This window comes from Desulfosudis oleivorans Hxd3, assembly GCF_000018405.1.
GTDB lineage: Bacteria > Desulfobacterota > Desulfobacteria > Desulfobacterales > Desulfosudaceae > Desulfosudis > Desulfosudis oleivorans.
Window position 1 is genome coordinate 2,175,681 of the sequence record NC_009943.1, and the last position, 12,633, is coordinate 2,188,313.

General features: G+C 47.4%; 11 protein-coding genes. All 11 read left to right on the plus strand.

Annotated features, from left to right (window positions below; genetic code table 11):
* The first annotated feature begins 5 nt into the window (after positions 1-5).
* Genes DOLE_RS09230 through DOLE_RS17375 form a run of 11 tightly spaced genes read left to right on the plus strand, consistent with a single transcriptional unit; the run spans position 6 to position 12,592 of the window.
* Positions 6-1,367: a flippase gene (locus tag DOLE_RS09230; protein ID WP_012175216.1), complete on the plus strand. Its 1,362-nt coding sequence runs from the start codon at positions 6-8 to the stop codon at positions 1,365-1,367.
* A complete protein-coding gene (locus tag DOLE_RS17365) occupies positions 1,364-2,416 on the plus strand; it encodes a CapA family protein (protein ID WP_012175217.1) in 1,053 nt (350 codons plus the stop codon). Before DOLE_RS09230 ends, DOLE_RS17365 begins: the two co-directional genes overlap by 4 nt.
* Complete coding sequence (locus tag DOLE_RS09240) at positions 2,413-3,300, plus strand: sulfotransferase (RefSeq protein ID WP_012175218.1); 888 nt, start codon at positions 2,413-2,415, stop codon at positions 3,298-3,300. Before DOLE_RS17365 ends, DOLE_RS09240 begins: the two co-directional genes overlap by 4 nt.
* Positions 3,301-4,257 carry a hypothetical protein gene (locus tag DOLE_RS09245; protein WP_012175219.1) on the plus strand — a complete coding sequence of 319 codons (957 nt, stop codon included), beginning with the start codon at positions 3,301-3,303 and terminating at the stop codon, positions 4,255-4,257.
* Between the two features lies 1 nt (position 4,258).
* Positions 4,259-5,605 (plus strand): phenylacetate--CoA ligase family protein, encoded by a 1,347-nt coding sequence (locus DOLE_RS09250; RefSeq protein ID WP_012175220.1) that lies wholly within the window; start codon positions 4,259-4,261, stop codon positions 5,603-5,605.
* Positions 5,605-7,047 (plus strand): O-antigen ligase family protein, encoded by a 1,443-nt coding sequence (locus DOLE_RS09255; RefSeq protein WP_012175221.1) that lies wholly within the window; start codon positions 5,605-5,607, stop codon positions 7,045-7,047. The genes DOLE_RS09250 and DOLE_RS09255 overlap by 1 nt, the downstream gene beginning before the upstream one ends.
* Positions 7,037-8,152, plus strand: a complete 1,116-nt coding sequence (locus tag DOLE_RS09260; protein ID WP_012175222.1) for a glycosyltransferase family 4 protein — start codon at positions 7,037-7,039, stop codon at positions 8,150-8,152. Before DOLE_RS09255 ends, DOLE_RS09260 begins: the two co-directional genes overlap by 11 nt.
* A gap of 40 nt (positions 8,153-8,192) precedes the next feature.
* Positions 8,193-9,284, plus strand: a complete 1,092-nt coding sequence (locus DOLE_RS18785) for a glycosyltransferase (protein ID WP_408623526.1) — start codon at positions 8,193-8,195, stop codon at positions 9,282-9,284.
* Positions 9,285-9,332: 48 nt separating this feature from the next.
* Positions 9,333-10,580 carry a glycosyltransferase family 4 protein gene (locus DOLE_RS09270; RefSeq protein WP_012175224.1) on the plus strand — a complete coding sequence of 416 codons (1,248 nt, stop codon included), beginning with the start codon at positions 9,333-9,335 and terminating at the stop codon, positions 10,578-10,580.
* Between the two features lie 27 nt (positions 10,581-10,607).
* Positions 10,608-11,624, plus strand: coding sequence for a hypothetical protein (locus tag DOLE_RS09275; protein ID WP_012175225.1), 1,017 nt, complete (start codon positions 10,608-10,610; stop codon positions 11,622-11,624).
* A 35-nt stretch (positions 11,625-11,659) separates the two neighbouring features.
* Positions 11,660-12,592 carry a class I SAM-dependent methyltransferase gene (locus DOLE_RS17375; RefSeq protein WP_012175226.1) on the plus strand — a complete coding sequence of 311 codons (933 nt, stop codon included), beginning with the start codon at positions 11,660-11,662 and terminating at the stop codon, positions 12,590-12,592.
* The last annotated feature ends 41 nt before the right edge of the window (positions 12,593-12,633 follow it).

Sequence of the window (12,633 nt, forward strand, 5' to 3'; positions counted from 1 at the left end):
TAGACATGATCTCTTATGTAAAGCAAAAATGTGTCGGACTAACTTCCGACACCCGGTTCTCCGAAATCCTGACCGGATCGGTCTGGGCGTTGTCGGCCCGCGTACTGGCCACTGCCATTGGCCTTGCGACCAGCATCATCGTCGCCCGGTTCTACGGAGCCGAGGTCATGGGCATCGTGGCGGTACTCAACTCCTTTCTCATGCTGGCCACTATCTTCACGGTCCTGGGCACAGGCACCTCCATCCTGCGCCTGATTCCGGAATACATGGCCCGGTACTCTCCCACCGCCGCCTTCAGGGTCTACCGCAAAACCCAGTATTTTGTGGCCGGCGTGTCGCTTATCACCAGTGCCCTGCTCTTTCTGGGTTCAGGCGTTATCGCGGACCGGGTCTTTTCCAAACCCCATCTCCAATTTTATTTTGCCCTGGCCGCGCTGTTTATTGTGTTCCAGTCCCTGGCCAACCTCAACACCCAGGCTGTTCGGGGAGTTCGCCTGATCCGGGTTTTTGCGTTCATGCAGGTTTTGCCTTCCCTTTCCAAGCTGGCAATTCTGATCCCCATCACCATTTTCTGCTTTCATCCGGACAACCCTGTCTATGCCATGTTTGCTTCCATTGCCATTACCGCTCTTGCCGGGGTCTGGATCATGGACAGGGCGTTTAAACAAAAAGCATCCCCCCAGGATATTCTTCACCCCATGCCAATAAAGGATATCCTGAACATTTCCCTGCCCATGCTCATGACCGCCAGCATGTTTTTTTTTCTAAAAGAGATCGGGGTTATCATGCTGGGTATTTACCGCCCCGAAGCGGATGTAGGCTACTATTCCGCAGCCGTCAAGCTGGCGACCTTGACGGCATTTGTGTTTCAGGCCGTTAATTCTATGGCAGCCCCGAAGTTCTCTGAACTTTTTCATACCGGAAAAACCGATGAACTTTTTTATGTGGCGCAGAAATCGGCCAAGCTTATCTTCTGGGCCACTACGCCCATACTGGTTTTTCTGATCGTGCTGGGCAGGCCGGTGTTATCCCTCCTGTATGGTGATGATTTTATGGTAGCCTATTGGGTTCTGGTTATTCTGGTCACCGGCCAGTTTATCAATGGCGCGTGCGGCTCCACCGGTATTTTCATGAATATGACCGGACATCAAAAAGTATTGAGAAATATCATTGCATGTGCTTCCCTCCTCTGTATTGTACTGAATTTTATTTTTATCCCGGTTTTTGGAATGGTCGGAGCTGCCGTTTCAACAATCACCGGCATATTATTCTGGAATTTCACCGTGCTCTTTTTCTATAAAATAAAATTTGGAAGAACCACTGCATATATCCCTTTTCGTTTTAAAGGCCGGACATTCAACAAATGACAACAAGCAACTCAATTCTTTTTCTCGGGGATGTTTATCTGGATCGTCCATACCGGATTCCCTCTCTTGATACCCCTTTTGTTTTTAACCTGGAAGCTCCGCTGACCGAGCACGATAAGCCTCTTCCAGATAAAATCGTTTTAAAATCATCCGGCGATTTTTTAAAAAAAACTTTTGATCCATTGCCGACGGCGGTCTGCCTTGCCAACAACCATATCATGGACTATGGAGTGAAGGGTTTTGAAGATACGATAAATTTTTTAGAAAACAACCGGATTGGTTATTTCGGTGCCGGCACGCCAAAAAACAACCATAATAATCCCCTTGTTCTGGACATCGCCGGTCATCGTACGGCATTGCTGGGATACTGCTACAATGCATATTTTGGTCAGGTGGATTCCGGATTCAAAATGAAGTACACTCCTGCACCTTTAGACGCTGACCGCATTAAACGAGACATAGCGGCTATCAGGGGGAGTTGTGACCGTATTATTGTGAATCTGCATTGGGGCAGACTATACAGTAACTACCCCCGTAAAGCTGAGGTTGAACTGGCCAGAACGGTTATTGATGCCGGAGCCAATGTCCTGATCGGCCACCATGCCCATACACTTCAGCCTGTGGAAACATACAAAAACGGTCTGATCGCATATAATATCGGTAATTTTATTTTCCCGGATATCGATCTGCCGACCCACTATACAGACAGGGGACACCCGACACGCAGAAGAATTATAAAACAAAGGAAATGGCACAACAGTTCCGCCGGCATTCTGGTTGATGTCCCGAACACGGCCTGCGAAATAAAATATTTTTTAAGATGCGGTGATGCTGTTAAATACGGCCGGTCCTTCTTCCATCGATACTTGCACATCAATATAGACAATGTTTATGAAAAAGCCGACATGCTGTCGCTGAGGAGTTCCGATTATAAAAAAGTGTTTGAGCGTATTTTAAACTATCTTGATAACCCGAAAATACCGTCAAAAGAGGGTAGCAGGCAAATGGCCCGACAGTTGCAATTATTGTGGCCTTGGGGGAAAAAATGAAAATTGTTTATATCGCCGGTCTTGGACATTCCGGGTCGACCATCCTCGACATGGCGATGGGTTGCAATGAACAGATTGTCGGACTGGGTGAGGTGCTTCAGGTTCTTAAGGCGACGGCTGATGAACTTGAGACAACCTATAACTCCCTGAGATGCTCATGCGGTCAAACATTTAGTCAGTGCGATTTCTGGAAAGGTGCAAAAGAGCTCCTGATGGTGAATAGTCAACGTTCCTTGGCGAAGAAGTACATAACACTCATTGATTATTTCCAGGCCAAGTACGGGCCGGATATGATCCTGCTGGATTCGTCCAAAATTGTTTCAGATCACGTAACAGCACTCGCCAAAAACCATGATGTGAAAATAATTCTTCTGGTAAGGGATATTAGATCATGGTGTTATTCCCGACACAGCCGGCTGAAAAAAAATATTTTCAGGCTGGGCCTCCAATGGACAAGAACCACTTTGGGGCAATTGAGATATATTAAAAAAAATAACTTGAAATATAAATTAATGGGCTATGAAGAAATAGCCCTGTACCCTGAAGTCATGTTAAAAGAAATCTGTCGATTCATTGGGATCGCATATCACCCGGACATGCTTGTTCCAGGGAACACACACAGCCATGTTGTTAAAGGGAATGTGGCCAGAGGAGACAATGAAAAACGTAAGGCCATTTTATATGACGCCCGATGGATGACCTCTTTGCCCATTGTTTTTTATAGCGTCCTGCTTTTCCCTTTCATGTTTTTAAATCAAAAACTGGTGTATTCAAACTTTACGAGGGGGGAAACCGTTGCCTTTGGGCAAGCCGTAGACGATTTTTATCTGTTTGGCGAAGCGCAAAAAGAGCAGGCACAGCGAATGGTGGTAGGGAGAAAGTAAATGCTGATCCTTTCCATGGGCATCCCTCATAAAAATATTGATACTCTGGAGGAGGGGCGCCGTTTTATAAAAGCGATCATCCTGGTGATTGACTGGAAGAGAAAAAAAGTCATCAAAGAGATCGCCTACGAACCGCCACCGGAAAACCTGGGACCCGGCATCAGCAGGATGTTCAAAGGCGCCTGTATTTTTAAAGACCGCTATTATGTGGTCACCAATACAGAACTCCTGGGATATGACCTTAACAACTGGAAGCTGCAACAGGTTGTTTCCCATCCATCCTTCAACGATTTGCATGGAGTATTTGTTGATGATAACTACACTTACCTGTGCAATACCGGCTTGGAAGCGGTCCAACTCTTGAAAAACGGCAGTATAATCCAAACGGTCAGCATGGCGGACACACCAACATGGGAACGGTTTTCAGACAAAACAGACTATCGGGCGATACCCAACACAAAGCCTCATGAATCCCACATCAACCATATCTGCCTGTTTAATGAAAAACTCTGGGTGACACGGTTTCAAAAAAGAGACGCAGTGGCCCTTTGGGATATATCCCAAAAAATCTCCATGCCTGTGGATGTCGGGTGTCATGACGGCAAGGTGGTAGAGGATTCCGTGTTCTTTACCACAGTGAACGGTCACATGCTTGAATTTGACAGCAACAACCTGCGGCTTAAAAAAAACTACAATGTCAATTCATATGCAGACAGCGGTATCGGCTGGACCCGCGGACTGGAGATTCACGGCGGATATGCGTATCTGGGGGTATCGGCCCTGAGACACTCCAAATTTAAGGAGTATGCAAAGGGAATTATAAAAGGCAGAGCCCACCAACTCATGCCCTCTTCCCTGCTTAAAATAGACTACCAAAACGAAAAAATCGTTGATCAATTCAATATCCCTTATCGTAGAGCGGCTGTTTATACTATTTTAAAACACCCGGAAAGCTAATATGTTCCCACCGTTGATAATAGGCAGGTTGCTCCATCCAATCAGGGGTCGTTTCAATAGGTGGCACAGGGAGATATCCCGAATCGCAGGGGAACTGAGAAAAAGCGAATTTGCATCACTGGATGCGCTTTACAATATCCAGCGGCAGAAACTTTGCCGCCTCTGCGAAAATGCAGCTAAAACATCGCCCTATTTCAAAAACCTTTTTGTCCAATCTGGACTTGACCCACAAAAAATCGACCTGGACACACTTGCGAACCTGCCGGTGCTGGAAAGGGCTACCGTCCACCGCCATTGCAAGGATATGCTAAACCGGGAGTATCCAGTAAACAAAATCACCCAAAACGCCACTGGTGGCTCCAGTGGGGCCCCTTTGCGTTTCTATCGCTCACATCATGACCTTATTTTTGCCGCTGCTATCCGTGTAAGAGAAATGAACTGGTGCGGCATGAAACCGGGATACCCCCATGTAAAATTGTGGGGTGCGCCCACGGATGTTCAATCCGCAACTGCAGGGATAAAGGCAAAAATATGGGGCTACCTGTATAATCAAAAAACCATCAATGCATTTGATGCCGGCCCGGCCCTTTTTGAAAGAGAGCATGGCCTGTTTTTAAGCAACCCACCTTTCCTGCTGGAATCTTATTCCAACATTCTTTATGAATTTGCCAGTTACTTAAAAAAGAGCGGGAAAGCGCCGTTGAACCTTCCGGCGGCGATATCATCCGCCGGCGTGCTTTATGATTTCCAGCGGACTGTTATTCAGGATACAGTTTCCCGGAATCTTTACAACCGATACGGATGTCGGGAAATGGGTAATATTGCCCACGAATGTGCCAACCATTCCGGCCTTCATGTTCACATGGAGCGCCACATTATCGAAATCATTAACCCCGATGAGGATGGTGTAGGGGATATTCTGGTGACAGACCTGGAAAATCTTGCTTTCCCTTTTATCCGCTATAGAATTGGAGACAGGGGAAAATTTTCAATCCAAAAATGTGCCTGCGGCAGAAATTTATTGTTGCTCAAGGAGATTGTCGGCAGAACTCTGGATATTATTCGAACACCTTCCGGTAGATTGATTCCAGGCGAACTGTTTCCCCATTTTTTCAAAGATTATCCCCAGATCACCTTGGGGCAGGTCATTCAGGACCGTATCGATCATATCGAGCTCCGTTTACGGCTTCAGGAGGGCGCCGTCCTGGATGATATCGAGCCATTGCTCCGGAAAATTAACGAAGCATGCAATAATGAAGTCACCATCACGGTTAATATGGAAGAGGATTTCGTCGTCAATCCGACGGGTAAATACCGGCCAGTAATTTCACACCTGGAAAGTCAGTAATGACGACCTGCCGCATCTACCGCCTGAGTAAATCTTCAATACGCTGTGCAGCGCTCATGGGAGCGGCATGCCTGATCGGTCTTCTGCTGGTTTTAAAACCCAGCCTGGGAATGGCAATCGGTATCCTGCCGTTTGTGTTATGGCTCGGTATAACTGAGAAGAAAAACCTCCTTTTCCTTTTTCTGCTGCTGCTCCCCTATCATACCTCGCCATTACTGGCAGAAAACCTCATGGGTATCACCGGTGCCAAACCCTTTAACCTGATTGCCGCGTTTCTGCTGTTGATGCTTTTTTTCCATCACGGCGCACTGTTTCGCACCGAAGATGCGCTCGAGAAAAGAGCCGTCTGGTTTTTCTGTGTTTACCTTTCCCTGTTTGCGTTTACGGTAATACGGTCGATTGACCATCTTCCCTTGCTGAATATGATCTCTCCTGAAAATTTTCACCGGTCGTCTGTGAACCACCTGCTGACCTTTTTTATCCGCCCGGCCCTTTTCACGATGTCTTTTGTCTATGTGCTCAAGCATATTAAAACGGGAAAAGAGATCAACCGGTGTATTGATATGATATGCATTGCAATTTTTTTATTATCCTGGATGGTTCTGTTTATATCTATTGCCAATATAGACAAAATCACTATCAGCCGGATATATGTCAGAGATGCGATCAGCTTTTTTTTTAATGTTCATTATAACGCCATCGGCAGTATTTATATCGCATGCACCCCGCTTCTTGCACTACGGGCGCTGACAGGCCGGCCCTTCCCATTAATAAATTATGCGTTGGCAGGAATCGCCGTGTTGCTGCTTCAGTCCAGAAGCACCATTGCTGTTTTCCTGGGCGGCACCATTTTGCTGCTCTATTGTTTAAAAAACTGGAAAGCCATGGCCTTTTTTGCCTGTATTCTGGTTTTGTTTTTTTTGTTCTGGCTGCCGGAATTTCTTGAGCGCGTTCTTTTGATCGGTTTTGACACGGGCGATCCGAACGCCATCTTCACGGGCAGGATTGATAAAATCTGGCTGCCATTAATAACAGAGCGGCTTCGCGACCCCTCTGCATTACTGTTTGGCCGTGGACTCTATTCAATACTCATAAGCAACGCCTACCTGAGCAGGGAGATATTCCAGGTAAACACAGCCCATAATGCATTCCTGGCGCTCTTCCTCGACTGTGGATTGATTGTTTTTTCCTTGTTTGTCTTTTATCTGACTGTATTTTTAAAAAAGGCGTGGTCTCTGGCAAAAAAGGCCGACACATCGACGGGATGGGCGCTTTTCACCTGTCTGATCACCTACCTGGTGGGCACCATATCCGGAAGAGACTTTTTCCCTTCACGTCATAACATGTACATGTTTCCCATCATCGCACTGCTGATTAATTATTTTCGGTTACACCTTTCTGCCGGTAAATATAAAGAGGCCCCTTTTCCAAATGGCGACTAAACCCCATATCTGTTTTGTGGCACCAATGGCATGGCCCGTCCTTTGCGAGGTTCCGGGCTTGCAGGCCATTGGAGGGGCCGAACTTCAGCAGGTGCTGCTGGCCAGGGAGCTGGCGCACCGGGGTTACCCGGTTACCATGATCACCTTTGATTTTGGACAGGCGGAAAATGCGCCCATAGACGGCATTCGCGTTCTGAAAACCGTCAAGCCAGGCCAGGGTATCCCGTTTGTCCGTTTTTTCCACCCCAATATTTCATCCCTGTGGAAAGCCATGCAAAAGGCGGATGCCGATATCTATTACCAGCGTACCGCCGCCTACCTGACCGGTGTTGTCTGCCTGTTTGCCCGGCGGCACAAAAAAAAGTTTGTCTATGCCGGGGCGCATGATTCAGACTTTGTAAAAGGAAGCGAACTGCTGGCCCATGCCAGGGACAGGTGGCTTTTTCGATATGGCTTACAAAGGGCGGATGCAGTGATTGTACAGAACGGGCAGCAGGAAAAAGACTGCGCCAGAAACTATTCCGCGGCCCCCTTTCTGGTGCCGAATTTCTATCCCATGCCGAAAAAACAGGCCGAAAATAAAGGAGCTGCCATTTTATGGGTCGGCACCATGCGGCCTTTCAAACGCCCGGAACTGTTTCTCGACCTTGCCGGCGCCCTGCCGGAGCACCGTTTCATAATGATTGGCGGAGCCGATCCGTCCCGACCAGACTATTATCGGGCAATCAGGCAACAGGCGGAAAAACACGACAACCTGGACTTTCTCGGGTTTCAGCCCCTGGATGAAACGGAAAAAGCGTTTGACCGGGCCGCCCTGTTTGTGAACACATCCTTGCAGGAAGGATTTCCCAACACATTTTTGCAGGCCTGGGCCAGGGGTGTGCCAACGGTCTCTTTCTTTTCCCCGTTTACAGGCAGCAATGACAACAGACCCGGCATTTATGTAAACACGCCGGAAGAACTGGCCCGCAACGTGGCCCACCTGATGAATACACCGGGCGAACGACAAACCTCAGGGGAACAGTACCGGCAATACTACCTGGACCACTTTTCCCCGAATGCAGTGGTTCCTCAATATGAAGCCATCATCAACCGGCTGGTCTGACATGCGTAAAAAAATCCTCTTTATCCTGAATTCACTGGCCATGGGCGGCGCGGAAAAACAGACCATTACCCTGGTCAACAGCTTGGATAAAAATATTTTTGAAACAGGTCTGGTATATCTCGATAACGAAAACAGCCTGTTGCCCCAGGTCGATGCATCGCGACTGACTGTGCTGGAGTGTCTTTACCGTAAACACCGACTGGACCTGCGGGTTGTAAAAAAACTTCGTCAACTGATACATTCGCACCGATATGATGCTGTTGTCTGTGTAGACTCTTATCCCATGCTTTATGCCTTTATCTGCCGTCTGACCGGTCGCCAACGGCCGGCGATTGTCCAAGTATTGCATTTTACCACACACAGACCGGATGCGTGGATCCGAATAAAAAATATCTATCTGTACCGGCACCTGATGAACCGGTGTAAAAAAACGATATTTGTCTGCAAGAGCCAGATGGAGTACTGGGTAAAAAAATTTTCCATACAGCCCGCTGTGTCGACATATATATACAACGGCATTGATACGGCATACTTCTCCGACACCTTTTCTGCGGAAGAAAAACTGCGACTCAGACAGTCCCTTGGCTTTCATGCCAATGATTTTGTCGTCGGCATCTGCGCCGCTCTGCGGCCGGAGAAAAAACACACCGATTTTATTGACGCCATCAAACTGGCGCGGACGCAGAACCCGGACATCAAAGGCCTTGTCGTCGGGGATGGGCCGCTGAAAAAGAATATTCAGCGACACATCCATGCCAATAGGATGGGCGGTTCAGTCAAAATGGCGGGCTTCCAGCATGATGTGCGGCCTTATATTGCCGTCTGCGACTGCATGGCCCTGACATCTCATGAAGTGGAGACTTTTTCCATGGCGGCTTTGGAGGCCATGGCCATGGCCCGGCCAATGGTGATGACCGACCTGGGCGGCGCCAGAGAACAGGTTGAACATGGCGTATCCGGCTTTATCTATGCAAAAGGTGACGTCACAACCCTGGCCGGGCATTTATACAACATGGCGAAAAATCAAAGCCACGGGGTAATGGGGGCCAATGCCCGGACCCGGGTGTGCAATAATTTTACACTGGGAAAAATGGTGGAAGCTTACACCGGTCTTTTGAAGGAGATAAAATAAAAATCAACTGAATTTACTATCGGTTTCCGAAAGGCCGCTGCTTTAAACATGAAAGTACTTCTGGTTAATAAATTTCTCTTTGCCAAAGGTGGCGATGCCATCAGCACCCTGGACACAGGCCGGATTCTTGAGGCCCATGGGCATGAGGTGGTTTTCTGGGGCATGGATCATCCGGACAACCCGCCCTGGCCTTTTGCAGACCTTTTTGTTTCTCATGTGAATTATGAAAACGCGGGTGGCCCTGGTGGTAAAGCCAGAACCGCCATGAACATTCTGTACTCATTTGAGGCCAGAGAAAAAATGGCGGCCCTGCTGGAAAAAACAAAGCCGGACCTGGTGCACTTGAACAACTTCGCACACCAGCTAGGCCCCAGTGTTCTGGATGTAATCAAGAAACACGGCATTCCCACTGTGATGACCATGCACGACTACAAGATGGTCTGCCCTGTTTACACTATGCTTTGCAATGGTCGGGTTTGCGAAAAATGCAAAAATGGCCGGTTTTACCATTGCGGGCTCAACCGCTGCACCAAGGGCAGCTTGTTTAAAAGCATGGTGAACGTGGCGGAGATGTACCTTCACCACCGGATGCTGCATATTTATGACAAAATCGATCTTTATATCTCGCCCAGCCGGTTTCTAAAAAACAAAGTGGAAGAAATGGGCCTGAAAGGCGAGGTGGCCTATCTTCCCAACTGCGTGGATGTGTCCGGTTTTGTGCCCTGCTTTGAGTGGCGGGAAAAAAGCATTGTTTATGTGGGGCGGCTTTCCCATGAAAAGGGCGTGGAAACCCTGATTGATGCGGTTAAAAACATTCATGGCGTACGACTGAAAATCATCGGTGACGGGCCGCTGAAAGCAAACCTGGAAGAAAAGGTTAAAAACGAAAACATCGGCAACGTGGTTTTTCTCGGATACCGAACCGGTCAGAATTTGCACAATGAAATTCGGAACTCAATGTTCCTGGCCATCCCTTCGGAGTGGTATGAAAATAGCCCACGGGTCGTGATCGAAGCGTTTGCCCTGGGCAAGCCTGTGGTGGGCGCCAGGATCGGGGGGATTCCAGAGCTGGTGCAGGACTGGGAAACCGGGTTGACGTTCACTTCCGGGGATGTGGATGATTTGCGGAAAAAAATAAATTTAATGCTGAACAGCAATACCAGGATTTCCCAATTGGGGAAGAATGGACGGGCTTTCGTAGTGCAACAGGCTGAGCCGACGGTTTACTACCGGCGACTGCTGGAGTGCTATGGCCGTGCCCGTCAATTGAATCACAACGATACCGTCAGACGCTAATCAGAGAGAACGGTCTGGAGAAAATCCATGAAACTTCTTTTCATCGGTGACGCCAATCCTGATAAAAAATTTATTGACATAATGGCTGCCAGCAATATCAATATTACAAAAAGGTGTAAAAAGTTGGGGCACCTTACGGGCCGTCGGCATTTGCTCAGGCATTTACAATATCTTATTATGGCTGCTTATGGAGTCATGCGAAGAAAAAATTTTGAGTGTGTTTTTATCTGGCAACAATATATCGGAATATATTATTATCTGCTGACATTGTTGTGGCCTTTTTACAAGAAACCGACCGTTCTTTTTTATGTTATCTACAAAAAATCAAATAATCGTATTATTAATGGGATCAAAACCAAACTCTTTTTAAATGCCTTTAATTCAGGAATTTTTTTAAGCGTTATTTTTATTAACAAGGAAGATTACCTGTATAACCATATTCATACTATTTACCGGGATTTTGTTCATTTTTACCAGCAGCCCTCCGCTTACATTGAAAACAACCTTGATAAATTGCCTACCGAAAAAAGATTGTTCTCCGGCGGTGTCTCCAACAGGAATTATAGGCAACTTCGGGAATTGGCAGAAGCTGAACCAGCCGTAAAAATAACCATTGCCGGGACCGCTGCGGATAAGGCCTCATTGAAGCCACTGCCTCCCAACGTAAACTTTGTTACCGGTGCCTATGGAGATGATTTTGACAGGCTGCTGCTGGAGTCCAGTGCCGTCATTATCCCCCTTAACGATCCGCGGGTTATTTCGGGACAACTTGTGATTTTAAAGGCGTTGCAGGCGGGGAAAATGATTATTATGTCGAAAAATACATTCTGGTCGGATTGGATGAGCGGTCGAGGAAAAGACGATTTCATCATCCTTTATGATGGGTTCGCGTCCTTGCGAAATATCATTACCTCCCTGGATGAGGAGATGGTCAGGGTTGCCGGCGGGCATGCCAGAACATTTTATAAAAAGGAACTTTGTCCAGAAACGATGTACCATCAACTGACAGGAATAATCCTTCAGCAAAAATGTCCTGCGAAATAACGTTAGGTGTGGCTTGCAGCAGGGAACATAGAGAAATGGGAAATACTTGGAAAAAAGAAAAGGAATTCACGCACTGTGCGCTGTGCGGGGCGGACGACTATACAACGCTTTATCCGGCGCTTGATATCAAAATCAGCTTGCAATGGTTTCCGATTGTCCGGTGCAATTCGTGCGGCCTGGTGTACACAAATCCTCGGCCCCCAGAGAAAAATATCAAAGCGTATTACGGCAGCAAATACTATTCGTATCAAACCTTCCCGGCCAATAAAGAATCTACCGAAATGGCGAATTCCGGCAAAAAGGTCCTTGATGTGGGTTGTGGTAGCGGAAATTGGCTGTATCACCAGAGGCTTTTGGGGCACGATGTTTATGGTGTGGAAATTGACTCGGGGGCAGTCACGGCCGGCCGTCGGATGGAGCTTTCTATATTTCAAGGCAGGCTTACGGAGGCTGGTTTCGAAAGTGAATTTTTTGATTACATCCGAATGAACCATGTCTTGGAACACGTTTATTCACCCCTGGAGACCTTGAGGGAAGTCCGGCGGATTCTGAAAAACGACGGCACCCTGTTTGTCGAGGTACACAATTTTGATTCAGTTGAATCATTTCTGCTGCGGGCCACCTGGCGGCAGCTGGAAGTTCCTCGGCACCTGTGGCACTTCAGCCCGCATACCCTGGAAAAACTTCTTCGTGAAGCCGGATTACGGATTACACAGAAAAAAATGAAGCCATTCCCGGATAGCTTTAAGGCGATTGGAACCTATCTGCGGTGTCAATATACTACGGTCAGGCTGATCTTCCAGAGGTTAAAAAAAGAAAAAAAAAGAACCCCGTCTTTTTTATTATTTTTTGCATCTATTTCAGTTCTAGGCTGTTATCTTATAAAGTACTGGATGGCGAGGCTGTCCGGCCGGGTCCGGCCGGACAATGAAAGCCTGATTCAATATGAGTGCATGCCAGACACATAGAAAGATACTGAAACCTAGCCCGAATATTTCATGAAATATCC

Bases quoted from the DNA above. Each gene is read 5' to 3' on its own strand.
- DOLE_RS09270 (WP_012175224.1), top strand. From the start codon at position 9,333: ATGAAAGTACTTCTGGTTAATAAATTTCTCTTTGCCAAAGGTGGCGAT.
- DOLE_RS09230 (WP_012175216.1), top strand. From the start codon at position 6: ATGATCTCTTATGTAAAGCAAAAATGTGTCGGACTAACTTCCGACACC.
- DOLE_RS17375 (WP_012175226.1), top strand. From the start codon at position 11,660: ATGGGAAATACTTGGAAAAAAGAAAAGGAATTCACGCACTGTGCGCTG.
- DOLE_RS09275 (WP_012175225.1), top strand. From the start codon at position 10,608: ATGAAACTTCTTTTCATCGGTGACGCCAATCCTGATAAAAAATTTATT.
- DOLE_RS18785 (WP_408623526.1), top strand. From the start codon at position 8,193: ATGGGCGGCGCGGAAAAACAGACCATTACCCTGGTCAACAGCTTGGAT.
- DOLE_RS09245 (WP_012175219.1), top strand. From the start codon at position 3,301: ATGCTGATCCTTTCCATGGGCATCCCTCATAAAAATATTGATACTCTG.
- DOLE_RS09250 (WP_012175220.1), top strand. From the start codon at position 4,259: ATGTTCCCACCGTTGATAATAGGCAGGTTGCTCCATCCAATCAGGGGT.
- DOLE_RS17365 (WP_012175217.1), top strand. From the start codon at position 1,364: ATGACAACAAGCAACTCAATTCTTTTTCTCGGGGATGTTTATCTGGAT.
- DOLE_RS09255 (WP_012175221.1), top strand. From the start codon at position 5,605: ATGACGACCTGCCGCATCTACCGCCTGAGTAAATCTTCAATACGCTGT.
- DOLE_RS09240 (WP_012175218.1), top strand. From the start codon at position 2,413: ATGAAAATTGTTTATATCGCCGGTCTTGGACATTCCGGGTCGACCATC.
- DOLE_RS09260 (WP_012175222.1), top strand. From the start codon at position 7,037: ATGGCGACTAAACCCCATATCTGTTTTGTGGCACCAATGGCATGGCCC.